The organism is Verrucomicrobiia bacterium, from assembly GCA_019634635.1.
Taxonomy (GTDB): Bacteria; Verrucomicrobiota; Verrucomicrobiia; order Limisphaerales; family UBA9464; genus UBA9464.
On the sequence record JAHCBB010000006.1, the window covers coordinates 56,760 to 75,037 of the forward strand.

Genomic DNA, 18,278 nt, shown 5'->3' on the forward strand with positions numbered 1-18,278 from the left:
ACTGCGTGGCCACCGCGTGCGGACTCAGGCCAGGATCTCATGGACCACCTCGCCGTGTACGTCGGTCAAGCGGAAATCCCGGCCCTGAAACCGGTAGGTCAGGCGGGTGTGGTCGAGTCCGAACTGGTGCAGAATGGTCGCATGCAGGTCGTGGACATGCACCCGGTTCTCCACGGCAAAGAAACCAAAATCATCGGTCCGGCCGTGGATCATCCCGGGGCGGATCCCGCCTCCGGCCATCCAGACCGTATATCCGTGCGGATGGTGATCCCGGCCGATTTGATCGGGCTTCAGGGCGCCCTGCATCATCGGTGTGCGGCCGAATTCGCCCCCCCAGATCACGAGTGTCTCGTCGAGGAGCCCACGGTTCTTGAGGTCCCGGATCAGGGCCACCGTGGGCTGGTCCGTCTCCAGACAGCGCTTGCGAAGATCGAACACGAGGTTGCCGTCAGGCCCCCCATGATGATCCCAGCCGCGGTGGTACAGCTGGACGAACCGGACGCCGCGCTCGACCAGCCGGCGCGCGAGCAGGCAGTTGTTCGCGAAGGAGGCGCGGCCGGGGGTGGTGCCATACGCCTTGTGGATGGCGGCGGGTTCCCGCGAAACGTCCATCACCTCGGGCACGCTGGTCTGCATGCGGTACGCCATCTCGTAGGCCGCGATGCGGGTGGAAATCTCCGGATCCTGCAGCACGTCGTGCCGCATCTGGTTGAGCTCCTTGAGGGTGTCGAGCGACTGGCGACGGCGCGCGGATCCCATTCCGGGCGGATTGCCCACAAACAGCACCGGATCCCCCTGCGAACGGAGCTGGACTCCCTGGTGGACGGTCGGCAGGAACCCGGAGCCCCAGGCGGCGTTGGTGAGCGGCTGGCCGACACCGGTCATCAGCACGACGAACGCCGGCAGGTCCTTGTTTTCGCTGCCGAGTCCGTAACTGAACCACGAGCCCATGGCCGGGCGGCCCGACAACTGGGCACCCGTGTTCATGAAGAGGGTCGCCGGGTCATGATTGAACGCCTCGGAGTAGAACCCCTGAACGAAGCAGACCTCATCCACCACGGTCTGCAGGTGTGGCAGGAGCTCGGACAACCACACCCCGGACTGTCCGTAACGGCCAAACTGGTAACGGGTGCCCAGCAGGGCGGCATTCTTGCCGATCTGCGCGAGCCGAATATTTTTCACCAGCTCCTCGGGAACCGGTTGCCCCTCGAGCCGGTTCAGTTCAGGCTTGTAATCGAACAGGTCGAGATGGGACGGCCCGCCCGACTGGAACAGGTAGATGATGTTTTTCGCCTTCGGGGCGAAATGGGTGCCGGGCGATCCGGCGGGGGATGCTTCCGAGGACAGCAGGCGCTCATTCAGGAGCGAGCCAAGGGCGAGGGCTCCCATGCCGGTCGAGCAGCCGCCGAGGAAACGGCGCCGAGTGGTGGTGCGAAGTCGGTCGAGGAGTGGAGACATTTCGGGGTGCGGTGCAGGCCGGTTCGGAGTCATCCCTTGGTCAGGAGTTCATCCAGGTTGAGCAGGACGTTGGCCACGATCATCCACGCGGCCACGGCGCGGGGGTCGAGTGAATCCGGACACGGAGCGCTGCCGATTCGGATCAACGCCGCGGCGTCCGCCGGCTCCCGGGTGTAGCTGTCGAGCTGCTGGCGAAGCAGCCGGAGCAGCCGGTCCCGCTCGGCCGGGGTCGGATTGCGGCAAAGTCCGGTCCGAAAGGCGAACAGGAGCTGGGCCTCGGGATCCGGGCCGCCCTCGGTCAGAATGCGTTGCGCGAACACCCGCGCCGCCTCCAGAAACACCGGATCATTGAGGCCGGCGAGGGCCTGGAGGGGGGTGTTGGTCCGGGGACGGCGCGACACGCACACGTCGCGGCTGGGTGCATCAAAGGTGGCGTACGTCGGATAGGTGCACACCCGACGCCAGAAGGTGTAGATCGAGCGGCGATGGAGGTCCGGACCTTCGCTTTGGGGCCATTCATCCATGCCGATCTCGGGACGCAGGAATCCGATCTCCTTCCAGAGATTGGGTATCTGCACCGGATACACGCTGGGTCCCCCGAGGTCGGGGACCAGCAGGCCGCTGGCGGCAAGTGCCTGGTCGCGGATCATCTCGGCATCCATCCGGAACCGGGGGCCCCGGGACAACAGGCGGTTGTAGAAATCCTGGTCGAGCCGCAGGGCATCGGTCGCGGCGTCCTGACGGTAAGTGGCCGACATCACGAGCAGTTTCTGCATCGCCTTCACGTTCCATCCGCTTCGAATGAACTCCGTGGCGAGGAAATCGAGCAGGTCCGGGTGCGTCGGAGGCTCCCCTTGTCGTCCAAAATCGTCGCTTGTCTTGACCAGCCCGGTGCCGAACAGGCGTTCCCAGTATCGGTTGACGGTGACGCGGGCGGTCAGTGGATGGGCCGGGTCCACCAGCCAGCGGGCGAGCGCGAGGCGATTGACCGGTTGACTTTTCGGCAACGCCGGGAGGATTTCCAAGACGCCCGGGGTGACGGTGCGACCCTTCTCGAGAAAGTTTCCGCGGACGTGGACGTACGTCTCGCGCGGCTCCGCCCGCTCCTGCATCACGGGTGTGGTGTATTTCCGGGAGGCGAGTTCGGCCTCCCGCTGGTTCAGCCGGAAGAGCTCACGCTCCAGGGTGCGGATCTCCGGGGACCCGTCGCGGTGGGCGGCAGCGAGCTGGCGTTGTTGCTCCGCGGTGCGGTGGTCGGCGGGGATGGACGCCAGGGCCGCGATGCCCGGGTCCACCGGCCAGCGTCGGACCGGATCCGGGTCGCGCGTCACCGAGATCCGGAACCGGCCGACGGTGTGGCTGTTGCCGTGGTAGTGCTCGAAGCGGAATCGCAACCGGGTGCCGCCTTCAATGCCCGCGGGCTCGTCCAGCGTGGCAATCAGGAAATGGGGCTGGCCGAAACGCGGCCCGATGGCCCAGCCCGTCTTGGGATTGCGGTCCACGGCGTGTTCGGCGCGGTAGTACTGCTGTTCCCAGTCGGCCTCCGCCCCGGAAAACATCAGGGGGGTCAGCCCTGCCGCCGGATCCGAGATCGGCCCCGCATCCAGGCTGAATTCGTCGAGAATGAAATTGCCGGTCTGGCCCCAGCGTCCGGGACCGTTCTTGGGCAGCGATGGATCGGGCAGCACCTCCAGCAGGACCGCCGTGATGCCGGTGCGGTCGGTTCCAGCCTCGGCGGTGATCGTGTCGTAGATGGGATTGACCCCCACGGCGAGGACCGATCCATCGGGCAGGTTGGTGTACCCGGAGCCTCCTGACGAGACGATGTTGGTCAGGGTGAGTGGCTCCCACACGGGTCCGCCTGCGGCAAGCCGGCGTTCCCACCCGGCCTGCCGCCCCGGCAGCGCAGCCTCCGCGGCGGCGAGCGCGTCCCGCGTCGTGGCGATCCGCCGGCGCAGGTCTTCAAGCGGGCGCGTGAGGTTGGGAGGGGGCACATCCACGGTCGGAGCAAGGCTGTAGTTCCCGGCGTCCGCGGTGGAATTGAAGAACGCGTACAGCCGATAGTACTCGTCGTGGCTGATGGGATCGTACTTGTGCGTGTGGCACTCTGCACACATCAGGGTCAGTCCCAGCCAGGTGGTGCCCAAGGTTGCCACCCGGTCTTTCACCGCCTTCGTCCGGTATTCCTCCTCGTCGCCGCCCCCCTCGTCGTTGACCTTGGTGTTTCGGTTGAACCCGGTCGCGATGCGCTGCTCCAGCGTGGCGTGGGGCAGCAGGTCGCCCGCCAGTTGCTCGATGGTGAACTGATCGAACGGTTGGTTGCGGTTGAAGGCCCGGATGACCCATTCGCGGTACGGCCAGATCGAGCGGGCGAGGTCCACCTGGTACCCGTTGGAATCGGCATAGCGTGCCAGATCGAGCCATCCCCGGGCCATGTGCTCGCCGTAATGGGGCGAGGACAGCAGGCGGTCCACCTGGCGCTCGTAGGCATCGGGCGACGCGTCGTTGACGAAGGCCTCAACCTCCGGCCAGGTCGGTGGCAGTCCGGTCAGGTCGAGACTGAGACGCCGCAGCAGCGTCGGGCGGTCCGCCTCGGGTTGCGGGGCAAGGCGTTCCTGATGGAGGCGTGTCCGGATGAAGCGGTCCACGTCATTGCGCACCCAGGGCTCCGCCTCCATTGCCGGTGGGGCGGGGCGGGTCACCGGTTGGAAAGCCCAGTGGGACCGTGGATCCATCTCGGGCCATTCGGCGCCCTGGGCGACCCACTGCCGGAGCACCGCCACTTCTTCCGGGGTCAGGGGAGGCCCCTTGGTGGGCATGACTTCGTCGGGATCGGTGGAGGTCACCCGGCGCAGCATCTCGCTGGACTCGGGCTCTCCCGGGACCACGGCCAGCCTGCCGGACTTGCCGGATTTCAGCGCCGCACCGCGGGAATCGAGCCGGAGGCCGGACTTCTGCTGGTCGGGTCCGTGGCACTCCGAGCAGCGGCGGATGAGGATGGGTTCGACGTGCTTCCCGAAGTCCACCGGTTCCGCGGCCTGCGCGGCCTGCGCGGCGCCGGAAAGGACCAGGAGCAGGCTGCAAAGGCATGAGGGCAACTGGATGAGGGGACGCTTCATCGGGACGAGCATTCGTGGGATTGGCCTCGGATCAAGGTGCGCTTCAAAGGACGCCAAGTCACCCGGAATTGGCCCGGGGTTGGACGTCTCGCGCCGGTTGCGCGATTCATCGGGCATCGGGTTGCAGGAGATCCGGTTGGCGCGCGCCAAGGGGGCGGAGGCCAAGGCGCTGGTAGGCGAGTTCCGTGACCATGCGCCCCTGAGGAGTGCGGTGAAGGTAGCCTTCGAGGATGAGGTAGGGCTCGTAGACCTCCTCCAGGGTGTTGGCCTCCTCGCCGACGGCGACTGCGAGCGACGACACCCCGACCGGTCCGCCGCCGAACTTCAGAATCGCAGTCTCGAGGATCCGCTTGTCCATCTCGTCGAGGCCGTGGCTGTCAATCTCGAGCATGGCCAGTGCCCGGTCGGCCAGTTCGCGGGTAATCCGGCCATCGCCGCGCACCTGGGCGAAGTCCCGGACCCGTCGCAGCAGGTTGTTGGCGATGCGGGGGGTGCCACGGCTGCGCCGGGCGATCTCCAAGGCTCCGTGGGGATCCGTTTCGACCCCAAGCAATCCGGACGCCCGGCCAAGAATGACCTGCAGCTGCTCCGCCGGATAATAGTCGAGCCGCTCGCGGATCGCGAACCGCGTCAGCAGCGGCGCGCTGAGCAGGCCGGCGCGGGTGGTGGCGCCAATCAGCGTGAAGCGCGGCAGGTTGAGCCGAACGCTCCGGGCGTTTGGCCCCTGGTCAATGATGATGTCCAGCTTGAAGTCCTCCATCGCCGGGTAGAGGTATTCCTCAATCGTCCGCTGCAGCCGGTGGATCTCGTCAATGAACAGCACGTCGCCTTCCTCAAGGTTGGTCAGCAACCCGGCGAGGTCGGCCGCCTTATCGAGCGTGGGGCCGCTGGTGGTCCGCAGGGTGGCACCCATGGCGTTCGCAAGGATGTGGGCCAGCGTGGTCTTGCCGAGACCTGGAGGGCCGCTCAACAAAACGTGGTCCAGCGGCTCCCGCCGCCGCCGCGCCGCTTCGACACCGATCTCCAGGCGTTCCCGTGTTTTGGCCTGGCCGGTGAATTCCGAGAATCCCGCCGGGCGGAGCGTGGTCTCCACCGCGGCGTCCGGTTGCTGGAGCACTTCGTTGATCAACCGTTCAGCCATTCCGGAGAACCTTGGGATGCACCGCGCTTTGAAGGAAGCGGGAACCGGAGCCCGGTTTGGACTCCGGAACTATTCGGCGACCACCCGGTAATAGACCACCCCGGAATCCGGAGGCATTCCGGGATCCTCGAACTCGAGGAAGCCTGGGACCGTCGGGATTTCCCGGTGCAGGGTCTCGAAGGGGCCCTCCAGGCGGAGCGCGCGCTCCAGACGACAGGGGCGCCCGGTTGGCGCACTCCACCGCAACGTGAGCGTCCCGTCATCCGGGGGCGACAGCCGGATTTCCGCCGGGTGACTTCCCGCAAGGTATTCCGACAGGTTCGCGATGCCGTCCTGATCCTCATCGCCGTCGGCCGTGGCTTCCAGGTCCCCAAACCATTCCAGTTCCCAGAGGTCCGGCAGGCCGTCACCGTCGGTGTCGGGATCGTCCAGATCGAGCGTCACTCGTTCCACCGGATCCGATCCGTCCGCGTGTTGATGGAGCACCAAGACCTCCAAAGGCCGCTCGCGGCCGTATCCCTGATGCCGGGCCTCATCCGGGAACGCGACGACACGCAGATCGCGCCCGGCGTCGAAAAACGGGGTGCCCAGCAGCCCATCGGCCGTGGCATCCAACACCGGATGCGCGAAGTCGTGGTCCACCCATGGCGTTTCGGTTCGCACGCCGTCGGAACGGCTGGTCGCGATGGCCCGATACCGGAACCGGGTGTGGTCGGTGCCAAGCTCCAGGGCGCTGATGGGGGCGGAGAGCAAGGCGACGCGGTTTCCGAAGGGCGCGGTGTCGCGGAATTCAGGGTCGAGCAGATTCAGAAGGTCGCCCGGGGCGAGGACCGTCCCGGTCCGCGAGGCATCCAGCACGAGGGTCATCAGCGCGTCGTTGGCGAATCGGGGCTCGAGGCTTTGAGCCAGCAGATTGCCGCCGCTGGCATTCAGCAGCACGAAATTCGCGAGGCCGTCGTCATCGGTGTCCACTTCCACCTCCAGGCTCAGCAGGTGGTGCTGCGGGGTGAGCCACGGCCCCTCCGTCGCGATTCCGAACATCAGCCGTGCCCCGTCGGGATGGACGGCGGTCCGGAAGTCCGAGGCGACGCCCACGGCCTTGAGATGGCCCGGGGAATCCGGTCCGGGCATGCTGTGAAATCCGGGGCGCAGCACCGAAACCAGCGGACGCGGATGGGCGGACGCGCCGCGGGTGGCGAGGGGGACGGTCACGGCGGCGGTGGGTGGCAGTCCCACCGTTCGGGTCGTGGAACGGTGGGAGGCGGTGGCCTGGACCATTACGTGCCATGGAATCCGAAGAATTCCGTTGCCCGTGTCCAGTTCGACGCGACCTCCGGCTTCACCGCAAACCAGGCGCGGCCGGCCCCCGACGAGCAGGGGACCGGATGGATCCAGCGGCGGGGGCAGGTCCTGTGGAACGACGTCGAGGCGCATCGTCACCATCCGCGACTCCTGCGGTCCAAGTTCAAGCGACTTCGTCAGGGGAACGAGCGCAATACCGGGGGTGTGGAAATCCTGCGTGACGGCAACCCTGATGGAGACCGTGTCCGGACCCCGATGGACCACCCGCAGTTCGCGGATCTGGGAATCGGGCTGGGACACCCGCAGTGAACCGAAGGTCATCGCGACCTCTCCCCCCGAAGACTCCGTCGTGACGGTCAGCAGCGTTTCGAGTGCGGGCACCACCTGGACCCGGCCGGCGCCGATTCTCGTCACCGGGTAGGGAGATCCCCCGGGCAGTCCGATGGGAAGGGCCGTGTTCATCAGGGCGGCCTTGATGTCCTCGGCAGACCAGTCCGGATGCCGTCCCCGAAGCAGGGCGGCGCTGCCGGCCACGTGCGGGGCGGCCATCGAAGTCCCGGACAAGCTGGTCCGGTCCGAACCGCTGCCCGCCCTGGCTGAAAGGATGCCGGTTCCCGGGGCTGCAAGATCAGGCTTCAGCCGGGCATCCACGGAACTGGGGCCACGGGAGGAAGTTTCGCTCAGCTGGTCCGCAAGGTCCGGCCGGGTCATCGCGTCGAAGGCGGCGAGGGTCAGGATCACCCCTTCGGCGAGCGCGTCCCGCAGCCGGTCGCCGTCCTCACGCGAAATCATCACGGCGGGGATGCGGATGTCGGTCGTGTCGCCCTGGCCGCCCATTTCGAAGGGCGGCCCGTCCACGTTGTTGATGACGACCGCACCCCGGGCGCCGGCGGCCTCGGCCCTTCGAATCTTGTCCACGAAGAAGCAACCGCCGCGGTCCATCAGCGCGATCCGGCCGTCGAGGGCTCCGGCGTTGTCGAGCGGTTCGCAGGCGATCGAAGGTTCGGCGAGGGCGACCGGGGCGGTGACAGGTTCCAGCGACGCAAGAGGCGGGGTGAACCGGGCCTCCACGGCGGAATACTCCCCGGCCACTTCCGGTGGGGCGCTGACGCGGACGCCGATGAAGGAGGCTCCGTCATCAATGGAATTGGCCACGGTGATGGCCCGGGAGGCGATGCCCGGCGATCCGCAGATGAACCGTGTGTTGCCGTCGTTCCCGGCTGCAACGACCACCACCACCCCAAGCTGGCTGAGCCGGTTGACCGCCTCGATTTCCGGTGCCGAGGCATCTCCATCCCCAAAAGCGGCCCCGAGCGACAGATTGACGACGTCCATCCGGTCGTCGAACCGCCCGTCCTGATTCGGGTCCAGGGTCCGTTCAAGGGCCTGGACAAGGATTGCGAACGCGGTGGTACCACCCTTTCCGAAGACCTTGTAGGCGTGAAGTTCGGCTTCGGGAGCCACTCCGGGACCCATTGAAAATGCGGTGAGGTCGAGATCAGCCGTGTAGGGTCCGCCATAGGCCGCGCCCCCGGCCAACACACCCACGCCGGCCGCGATGGCCGCCACGTGAGTGCCGTGCCCGTTGGCTGCCGGATCCAAGGGATCGGGGTCCGGTTGGGGAATCGTGGATCCATGCACCCCGCCGCTGTCGTAGTCGTCCCCAACAAAATCGTGACCGCCGGAGACCTTTGCGGTCGGAAATGTTCCCGGCTCGATCCGTGTGGGATCGTTGTTGGTGTAGGCGTCGGGATCGCCGGCGCCGCCGAATGCCGCGTGGAGGTAGTCAATGCCGCTGTCCACGATGCCAATGCGGACGCCGCGTCCGGTGCTCCCGGCCGTGCCAGATCCCCAGACCTGGCGCGCCCCAATGAACGGAAGGCTGGTGTTCAATGCCGGCCGGAATTGACGTTCGCGGCTGACGGATCGGATGCCCGGAAGCTTCCGGAGCGCCTCGAGGCGCCCGGGAGGGATGCGCACCACCAGGGCGTTCAACAGGGTGTCAAAGCGGTCCGTTACCGTGCCCCCCAGTTGCTCCACCGCCGCCGCGACGGCATCCTGCCGCCCCTTGAGCCGTGCCCGCTGCTCCTCGGGGGTTCCCGTGGCGACCGCCCGGCCCAGTCTTCCCACCACTGTCGCCGCCAGCGGCGGATCCTGCAGGAGCAACACCCAGGACTCCTCGACGACGGGAACGTCCGGGGCGGCCCCAAGCCTTCCGAACGCCGTCAGGACAGCCGCCAACCCAATCCATGCCCATCGCTTCATCCGGATCCTTCGGCGAACCGCTCAGCCTGCCGATGAAGGCACCGTCATTCAAGTCACAGGCCTGCCATTCTGGGGTGGTCCGGCACGATGCCGGGCGTTTCCAAGCCGGCTTCGTCAATCCAGCAGCACGTGGCAGTTGTAGCCGCCGGGATTCTTGACGAGGTAACCTTGGTGGTGGTCCTCGGCGGGAAAAAAAACTCGGGCGGTGGTGATCTCGGTCACGATGGGCCGGCGGAAGCGTCCCGAGCTGTTGAACGTCGCCTTCACGCGTTCCGCGGTCTCGCGCTGCGTCTCCGACGTGACAAAGATCGCCGAGCGGTACTGCGTGCCGACATCGTTGTGCTGGCGATTGAGGGTGGTCGGATCATGCATGCGGAAAAAGTGGTCCAGCAGGGTTTCGTAGGTGACTTGATCCGGATCGAACGTAATTTCAATGGCTTCGGCATGCCCGGTCCGGCCGGAGCAGACCTCCTGGTAGGTCGGATTTGCGGTGCTGCCGCCCGTGTACCCGACCCGCGTCCTGAGAACGCCGGGAACCTTCCGAAGGATTTCCTCCATGCCCCAGAAACAGCCGCCGGCGAGCACGGCGGTTTCCGGCGGCCGGGCCAAAGCGGCATCCGCGGCGGTTCCGGCCGTCACCAGGCCCGCCTGGACAAACGGTCCCAGCAGGTGGCCGTACCCTTCGGACGCCATCTGCTCAACCGGCACGAAGCGCAATGCGGCGGAATTGATGCAGTAGCGCAATCCCCCGGGACCCGGCCCGTCATCGAAGACGTGCCCGAGGTGCGAGTCGGCCTGTTGCGATCGCACCTCGGTCCGCACCATGCCGTGCTCCCGGTCCTCGCGTTCGACGATCCCGGTGCCCGCGACCGGTCGGGTGAAGCTCGGCCAGCCTGTGCCGGAGTCGAACTTGTCCAGGGAACTGAAAAGGGCTTCGCCGGACACGACGTCCACGTAGATGCCCGGCCGCTTGTGATCCCAGTAGGCATTCCTGAAGGGGGGTTCGGTGCCACACTGTTGGGTGACGTAGAACTGCTCCGCGGTCAGCCGGCGGCGCAGGTCGGAGGCCTCGGGGGTTTGGGATTCGCTCATGGAGGGGGAGAGGGATGGGGACGGGGCGGGGGACATCCGGATGCGACTGGATCCCGAGCCGGGACGACTGGCGACGATGATGAGGGTGAACACCACGGCCGCAGCGGCGACGCCAGCGAAAACGGATCGGGATCTCATGACGGTTGCGGTCGGACCTTCGGCATCAAGGAAGCCGGGAACGCACCCGTGCGCAAGCCGGGGTTGCGCGGTCCGATGGGCGGGCTCCGGGGAATTCCCCGGATTGCCGTCGTGACGGAACCGCCCATCTGCCGGTCCGCGGAGCTGGAGACGGGCGTGTTCCGCCCGTCGGCGCGGTGCCCGGATGCCATTTCACCCCAAAGTTCCGGCGGTTCACCCCGGACCCGCTTGTCACTTTGCGGATTTGGGTGGTCTGCTTGCATCCGGTTGCCATGAACACCCCCGGAGAAACCCCGGCCTCGGGACGCAAACGCTACGTCCGCGCCGTCGGACCGCGCCTGAGGATCCTGCTTCTGGGGATTTTCGGTCTGTTCGCGCTGCTTGGGGCCAATTCGGTCTATCTCAGCAGCATTACTCTCCTGAACTGGCTGGAGCGCGACCGCGGCGTCTCCTACGAGAACTACTTCTATCAGTTCCAATTTCTGGCCCACCTGGCGCTCGGACTCCTGATCGTCGTGCCGGTCATCGTCTTTGGTGTCCTCCATATTCGAAACGCCCACGACCGGCCGAATCGCCGGGCCGTCCGCGTCGGTTATGCCCTGTTCATTGCGGCCCTGGTGCTGTTGTTCAGCGGCGTGGCGCTCATGCGGATCGAGGGGTTCGAGTTGCGCGATCCCGGGCTGCGCTCGGTGAGCTATTGGGCCCATGTCATCACGCCGCTGCTGTGTGTCTGGCTGTACGTCCTGCACCGGCTTGCGGGGCCCCGTATCCGGTGGCGCGTGGGACTTGCCTGGGCTGGGGCCGTCGGGGTCGTGGTGGCGGGCATGGTGGCCCTGCACCGTCATGACCCGAGGCAATGGCACGTGAAGGCACCGCCCGAGGGGGAGCAATACTTCCATCCGTCCAGTGCGCGGACCGCCAGCGGCAACTTCATTCCGGCGGCGACGCTGATGAACAATGAGTACTGCCTGCAGTGCCATCCCGACTCGTACCAGTCGTGGTTTCACTCCGCCCATCACTTCAGCTCGTTCAACAATCCCCTCTATCTCTTCTCGGTCAGCGAGACCCGGCAGGAGGCGTTGCAACGCGACGGCAGCGTGCAGGCCTCCCGCTGGTGCGCCGGCTGCCACGATCCCGTGCCGTTTTTCAGCGGGGCCTTCGACGATCCGAAGTTTGACATGACCAACCACCCGACGGCGCTGGCCGGCATCTCCTGCACGGTCTGCCACTCGATCGTCAGCCTGGAGGGCGCCCACAAGGGCCCGATCGGCAACGCCAACTTCACCATCGAGGAGCCGATCCACTACCCGTTCGCCTTCGAACCGACCAACTCCTTCCTGTTCTTTCTGAACAAGCAGCTTGTGAAGTCCAAGCCGGATTTCCACAAGCAGACGTTTCTCAAGCCGCTCCACCGCTCCGCCGAGTTCTGCGGCACCTGCCACAAGGTGGGCATCCCGTTTGCGGTCAATCACTACAAGGAGTTTCTGCGCGGCCAGAACCATTACGACACCTTCCTGCTGAGCGGTGTGTCCGGCGTCAGCGCCCGGAGTTTCTATTACCCGGAGAAGGCGCGGCTGAACTGCGCGGAATGCCACATGCCGCCCCAGCGGTCGGAGGAGTTCGGGGCCCGGGTGTTTGGAACCAATACCTACCGGGCCTTGCACGATCACCTGTTTGTGGGCGCGAACACCGGGCTTGCCGCTCTGCTCGACTCCCCCGAGACCGTCCGTCGCCACCAGGAATTTCTGGAGGGCTGCATCCGGGTGGACCTCTTCGGGGTGAAGGAGGGGGGCACGATTGACGGGGCGCTGACCGCCCCGCTGCGGCCGCAGGTGCCGAAGCTGCGGCCCGGGCAGACCTACCTGCTCGAGGCCGTGGTCCGGACGCTGCAGCTGGGGCATCCGCTGACGCAGGGCACCGTGGATTCCAACGAGCTTTGGGCCGACGTGGCGGTCACCGCGGCCGACGGACGCGAACTGGGGCGCAGCGGGGCGCAGGGGCCGCACGGCGAGGTGGATCCCTGGGCGCATTTTCTCAATGTGTACCTGCTGGACCGCGACGGGAACCGGATAGACCGGCGAAACCCCCAGGACATTTTCACCCCGCTGTACAACAACCAGATTCCTCCCGGGGCCGCCGCGGTGCTGCACTACCGCTTCACGGTTCCCGAGGATCAGCGGACGCCGGTCACCGTGGACGTCCGGGTGCAGTACCGAAAGTTCGACACCATCTACATGAATTACGTGTACGGCGCCGACTACCGGGCCGGAGCGCCGTTCCAAGTCACCAACACCCTGCCCATCACCACCCTGGCCTCCGACCGGATCACGTTTGAGATCGAGGGCGGGCTCCCGGCGGAGGGATCGAATCCCGAGTCGAAAATTCCGGCCTGGCAGCGGTGGAACGATTATGGCATCGGACTCTTCCTCAAGGGGGAAAAGGGCAGCGAAAAGGGGGAGCTGGTTCAGGCGGCGCTGGCGTTTGCAGAGGTGGAGGCGCTGGGGCGTGCGGACGGCCCGCTGAACCTGGCGCGGGTGTACTTCAAGGAGGGCCGGCTGGGCGATGCGGTGGCCGCGCTGCAGCGGGCCAACGACGCCTCGCGGTTCGACCCGCCCGGCAACCGGTGGACCATTGCCTGGCTCAACGGACTGGTGAACAAGCAGAACGGACACCTCGACCAGGCCATTGCGGAGTTCACGAGCATCCTGGAGGACCGTTACCCCGAGCTGGAGCGGCGGGGTTTCGATTTCAGCCGGGATTACGAGGTGATCAACGAGCTGGGCCAGACCCTGTACGAGCGGGCCAAGCGGGAGCGGTCGGACAAGGAGCGTCAGCGCGGGTTCCTGCAGGCCGCCGTGGACCGGTTCGAGGCCACGCTCACCCTGGATCCGGAGAATGTCACCGCGCACCACAACCTCATGCTGCTGTACTCCCAGCTCGGAGACGCGGTGCGTGCCGCGGAGCACCGGGCGCTGCACGAGAAGTATCGTGTGGACGACAACGCCCGGGACCGGGCGGTCGCGGCGGCGCGGCTCCGCAACCCGGCGGCGGACCATGCCTCGCAGGCCATCGTCATCTACAACCTCCAACGCGACGCCCATGAATCCCGCTGAGCCTCCATCCAACGATCCCGAGGAGTTGGTGGCGGCCGACGATGCCGTCGTCGGCCGCGCGGTCCGCTGGTCCGCCGCGGTGCTGGTGATCCTCCTGGCGGCCGGCGCGGTGCTGTGGCTGACCGTGCGCCTGAGGAAGCCGGTGGTCGTGACCCGGATGACCCAACTGGCGGCGCCCGCAGCCGCGGCGGTGCCGTCGGCGCCCGTTCCGAAGGCCCGGTTCCGGGACATCACGTCCGGTGCGGGCATCACGTTCCGTCATGCCAACGGGGCACTTGGGGAAAAGCTGCTGCCGGAGACGATGGGGGGCGGGGTCGCGTTTTTTGACGCCGACGGCGACGGGCATGCCGACCTGCTCTTTGTGAACGCCACCGACTGGCCGGGCCGGACGCCGGAGGGACGCGCCGCACCCACCGCCGCGCTGTACCGCAACGATGGCAGGGGAGGGTTCACCGACATCACCGCGGGCTCGGGTCTTGACGTGCCGTTGTACGGCATGGGGGTGGCGACGGGTGACTATGACAATGACGGGCGGACCGATGTGCTCCTGACCACCGTGGGCGGGGCGCGTCTGTTTCGCAATGAGGGGGGGGGGCGGTTCACCGATGTCACCACCACGGCAGGGGTCGGGGGGGACCCTGCGGACTGGAGCACCGCGGCTGCATTTTTCGACTTCGACAACGACGGTGACCTGGACTTGTTTGTGGGGAACTACATCCGGTGGTCGCGCGAAATTGATGCCGACGTGGGCTACACGCTCGATGGCACGCACCGGGCCTATGGCCCGCCGATGAACTTCCAGGGGGCCTTCCCGCGGCTTTACCGGAACGAAGGAAATGGACGCTTCACCGACATCTCGGCGGCGGCGGGCGTCCAGGTGAAAAACGCATCCACCGGCGTGCCCATGGCCAAGACGCTCGGAGTGTTCCCGGTGGACCTGGATGGCGACGGCTGGATGGATCTCGCGGTGGCCAACGATACCGTTCAGAACCTGCTTTTTCGCAACCGGGGTGACGGCACGTTCGAGGAGGTCGGCGCCCTGAGCGGGTTCGCCTTCGACAGCTATGGGAGCGTGCGCGGCGCGATGGGCATTGACGGGTGCCGGTTCACGCCGGACGGGCGGCTGGCGCTGGCGATTGGCAACTTCGCGAACGAGATGACCGCGCTGTACGTGCTCCAGGACCTGCCGCCCGGCGCCCCGGGCGTGTCCTTTCTTGACGAGGCGATCGCCTGGGGTATCGGCGGACCCAGCCGCGATCCGCTGAAGTTCGGGGTGTTCTTCTTCGATTACGACCTCGATGGCCGCGCGGATTTGCTCACCGTCAACGGCCATCTCGAGGAGGCGATCGCCACGGTGCAGAACGGCCAGCGGTACGAACAGCCCGCCCAGCTCTTCTGGAATGCCGGCGATGCGGGCTTCAAGCTCGTGACGCCGGAGGACGCCGGACCGGACCTGTTTCGCCCGATCGTCGGGAGGGGCAGCGCATTTGCGGACATTGATGGCGACGGTGATCTGGACGTGGTGTTCACGCAGGTGGCGGGGCCACCGTTGCTGCTGCGCAACGAACAGGCGTTGGGGCACCACTTCGTCCGCCTGAAGTTGGTGGGCACGTCGGCGAACCGCGACGCGGTGGGTGCGCGGGTGGTACTGAGCGCGGGCGGCAACACCCAGTGGCGCGAGGTGACCCCGACCCGCAGCTACCTGAGTGCCAGCGAGCTCCCGGTCACCTTCGGGCTGGGCACTGTGGACGCCGTGGACCGGGTGGAAATCATCTGGCCTGGCGGACGCCGCCAGACGCTTGACAACGTGGCTGTGGACCGGCTGACGGTCGTCGAGGAGCCGCGCTGAAGCGGGCCCCGGACGCCTACAGGTAGAGGTGCGCCCACAGGTCGGCCGGGGCGAGGCGGAGATTGATGTAGAACGGGCCGAATTGCCCGTACCGCGCGCTGACCTCGTCGAAGCGCATCTCATACACGATCTCCTTCACGGCATCGAGCTGATGCGCCATCAGCGTCACCCCCCACTCCCAGTCATCAAGTCCCGAGGAGCCGGTGATCAGCTGGGAGATCCGCCCGGCGTATTTGCGTCCGGTCCTCGCATGGCCGGCCATCAGGTGCTTGCGGGTCTCGAAATCAAGCAGGTACCAATTGTCCTGCCCCTCCCGCTTTTTGCTCATTGGGTAGAAGCACATGATTTCCCAGTCCGGCATCTGCGGATGGAGCCGGTCATGCTGGTAGGTGGCGTTGCGCCGTCGGGCGGCCTCGAAGCGCTCCTCGAAGCCGGGGGTGCCCGGAGTCACCCCTTCGCGGGCAAGAATGGCCCGGAGGTCGTCGTCGGTCGCGACGTATTCGGGGAGTTCCGTGACGCTCAGGTACTGGTAGACGGGCCGCAGGGTGCCTGCGGGGAACGCGGTTTCCACGGCGCGTTGGAGCGTGCTCAACTGTTGCAGTTCGCCGGCAAACAGGAGGAAGGCGGCATCCGCCTTGCCGCCGACGTTGGCGAAGGTCATCACCCGCGGTGCGGCGGGTCCCGGGTTCTCCTTGCAGACCGCCTCCAGACGGGCCAGGGCCTCGGCGGCAGCCCCCGGGGGCAGGGTCTGCCAGAGCGCCCGGTCCACACGGAAGAACAAATGTGCGACATGGACACCTTGAGCGAGCGGGATGGAAGGGAGTGGCATGAGGGGGGCTGAATGTGGCTATTCGACGGCGAGGGCGTGCTCCAGCAGTTGCGGGAGCTGTTCAAGAATCGCGGAGTTTGCGGCCACGATGCGGGCGCCCGCGGCGACCGCGTCGTCCTGCAGCCTGCGGTTCGTCATCGGGGTGTACCCGATCACCGGAATGTGGGCCAGATCCGCGTCGCGCCTCATTTCCGCGATCACCCCGCAGAAATCCCCGTGTCGGAGCGCCAGTTCGGCGATCAGCAGCATCGGTTTCTCGCGACGGAGGACCTCCACGACACTGGCAGCGACGGTGACGGTCTGAACGCGCCAGCCCAGGTCGGTCAACCGGTTGGCGATCTGGCTGCCCGGAAGGAGTGTTTCGTGGAAGACGACGGCCAACGGCTTGGTCACGTCAGAGGTTGGTCCGCGTCGGGACGGATTTCACGAAATTTTCCTCGAAGCCCGGACAACGCGTTCACCAGCCGCTCGATTCGGGGACGGTTTCCCAATGCGGTTTTTCCCCGTCCAGCCTAGGCTGCCACCGTGTTCAGGCCGTGCATTGACCTGCGGGAGGGACGCGTCGTCCAGATCATCGGCGCCACGCTTTCCGACACCGGTGCCGGCGTCCAGACCCGCTTCGTCGCCCCGCAGCCTCCCGGCTGGTTTGCCGCGCAGTACCGCCGCGACGACCTGCGGGGCGGGCATGTGATCGCCCTGGGGCCGGGCAATGACGCTGCGGCCCGCGAGGCGTTGGGGGCCTGGCCAGGGGGCCTTCAATACGGCGGCGGGGTGACCGCCGACAACGCGCGGGACTGGCTCGATGCCGGGGCTTCCCACGTCATCGTCACCTCGTGGGTGTTCCGGGAGGGCCGTCTGGACGACGCCCGGCTGGCGACGCTGGTGCGGCAGGTCGGACGCGACCGCCTTGTGCTGGACCTGAGCTGCCGTCGGTGCGAGGCGGGATATGTCGTGATGACGGACCGCTGGCAGCGGGCCACCGCACTGACGCTCGGGCCGGACGTCTTTGCCCTGCTGGGCGGGTCGTGCGCGGAGTTCCTGGTGCACGCGGTGGATGTTGAGGGGCTCTGCAAGGGGATTGACGGCGGTCTGGTCGCGTCTCTTGCCGACTGGTCGCCCCGGCCGGTCACTTACGCCGGAGGCGCCAGCTCCCTTCAGGACCTGGAACGTGTCCAGGAACTCGGCCGCGGCCGCGTGGATCTGACCATCGGCAGCGCCCTCGACCTCTTTGGCGGCTCGGGGGTGCGCTATGCGGATGCCGTGGCCTTCAACCGGAGACTTGCCGCTCAGAATTGCGATTCCTTGTCCTTGAACAGCAGGTTGAACGTGGTGAGCGACCCGTAGACGCGGGTCAGATATTGCTGCCAGTCAAACTTCTCGGCACTGCTCAGCACCTCGCTGGCGTTGATCTTCTGTTCCAGCACCCGGAGGTTGTTTCGAACCAAGACGATCTTGTGGAAGAACTGTTCCAGCTCCACCTCCTTGCCGGCGAGCGAGGGGTCCCTTGGGTGCAGGACCAGGCGTCCGCCTTTCCATCGGGGCGCCAGTTCGTGGACTGCCGCGTCGGGCTTCTCCAGCCCGAGCCGGTCCGCGAGGGCGGCCACCGTGCGCCCGATGAGGATATCGAGGGGAATCGAAAGGCCGTTCAAGGAAGCCTGCGCCTCGGCCGGCACCAGAGCGGCCGCCTCTGGATCCAGCGGACGGCGGCCATCCGTGAACAACACTTCGCATCCGTGCTCGGTGACCGCCTTGACCGTTCCCGATCCATATTGCGGATGAATCACCGCCATCCCGACCCTCAATTCGTCAATGCGCATGCCCGGATCGAATCATGGTGTCCCGGGACAGCGAACCCAAATCGGCCGGTCAGGTGGGTGAGGCCCAGGCCGGATGGAGCCGATCCGGCGCGATCCCTCGGCAGTCGCCGAAGGGGGATTCCGCGGGTTTGGATCGTTCGGGATCCGGATCGCAC

11 protein-coding genes are annotated in these 18,278 nt (G+C 66.7%); 3 read left to right on the forward strand and 8 right to left on the reverse strand.

Translation table 11 applies throughout. From position 1 onward, the window contains the following. Positions 1 to 24: 24 nt before the first annotated feature. The 5 genes from KF791_05805 to KF791_05825 form a co-directional block, all read right to left on the reverse strand. Positions 25 to 1,458: a DUF1501 domain-containing protein gene (locus KF791_05805; protein MBX3732090.1), complete on the reverse strand. Its 1,434-nt coding sequence runs from the start codon at positions 1,456 to 1,458 to the stop codon at positions 25 to 27. Positions 1,459 to 1,487: 29 nt separating this feature from the next. Next, positions 1,488 to 4,577: a PSD1 domain-containing protein gene (locus KF791_05810; protein MBX3732091.1), complete on the reverse strand. Its 3,090-nt coding sequence runs from the start codon at positions 4,575 to 4,577 to the stop codon at positions 1,488 to 1,490. Positions 4,578 to 4,683: 106 nt separating this feature from the next. Next, positions 4,684 to 5,718: a Holliday junction branch migration DNA helicase RuvB gene (gene ruvB, locus KF791_05815; protein MBX3732092.1), complete on the reverse strand. Its 1,035-nt coding sequence runs from the start codon at positions 5,716 to 5,718 to the stop codon at positions 4,684 to 4,686. A 69-nt stretch (positions 5,719 to 5,787) separates the two neighbouring features. Then, the gene (locus KF791_05820) at positions 5,788 to 9,285 is read right to left on the reverse strand and encodes a S8 family serine peptidase (protein ID MBX3732093.1); all 3,498 of its coding nucleotides are present in this window, start codon (positions 9,283 to 9,285) and stop codon (positions 5,788 to 5,790) included. Positions 9,286 to 9,399: 114 nt separating this feature from the next. After that, entirely contained in the window at positions 9,400 to 10,413 is a 1,014-nt protein-coding gene (locus tag KF791_05825; GenBank protein MBX3732094.1) for a bifunctional methionine sulfoxide reductase B/A protein, read from the reverse strand. A 374-nt stretch (positions 10,414 to 10,787) separates the two neighbouring features. Here KF791_05825 and KF791_05830 point away from each other — a divergent pair, with 374 nt between their 5' ends. Beyond that, positions 10,788 to 13,628: a hypothetical protein gene (locus KF791_05830; protein ID MBX3732095.1), complete on the forward strand. Its 2,841-nt coding sequence runs from the start codon at positions 10,788 to 10,790 to the stop codon at positions 13,626 to 13,628. Further along, complete coding sequence (locus tag KF791_05835; GenBank protein ID MBX3732096.1) at positions 13,615 to 15,477, forward strand: CRTAC1 family protein; 1,863 nt, start codon at positions 13,615 to 13,617, stop codon at positions 15,475 to 15,477. The genes KF791_05830 and KF791_05835 overlap by 14 nt, the downstream gene beginning before the upstream one ends. A 16-nt stretch (positions 15,478 to 15,493) precedes the next feature. Here the strand turns inward: KF791_05835 and KF791_05840 are convergent, their stop codons facing one another. Together KF791_05840 and KF791_05845 are read right to left on the reverse strand one after the other, a co-directional pair. Next, positions 15,494 to 16,306, reverse strand: coding sequence for a chlorite dismutase family protein (locus KF791_05840; GenBank protein ID MBX3732097.1), 813 nt, complete (start codon positions 16,304 to 16,306; stop codon positions 15,494 to 15,496). Positions 16,307 to 16,324: 18 nt separating this feature from the next. Next, a complete protein-coding gene (locus tag KF791_05845) occupies positions 16,325 to 16,699 on the reverse strand; it encodes a hypothetical protein (GenBank protein MBX3732098.1) in 375 nt (124 codons plus the stop codon). Between the two features lie 132 nt (positions 16,700 to 16,831). Between KF791_05845 and hisA the strand changes: the two genes are divergently transcribed. Beyond that, positions 16,832 to 17,650 carry a phosphoribosylformimino-5-aminoimidazole carboxamide ribotide isomerase gene (hisA, locus tag KF791_05850; protein ID MBX3732099.1) on the forward strand — a complete coding sequence of 273 codons (819 nt, stop codon included), beginning with the start codon at positions 16,832 to 16,834 and terminating at the stop codon, positions 17,648 to 17,650. Here the strand turns inward: hisA and KF791_05855 are convergent. Beyond that, complete coding sequence (locus tag KF791_05855; protein ID MBX3732100.1) at positions 17,593 to 18,123, reverse strand: hypothetical protein; 531 nt, start codon at positions 18,121 to 18,123, stop codon at positions 17,593 to 17,595. The genes hisA and KF791_05855 overlap by 58 nt on opposite strands. Between the last annotated feature and the right edge of the window lie 155 nt (positions 18,124 to 18,278).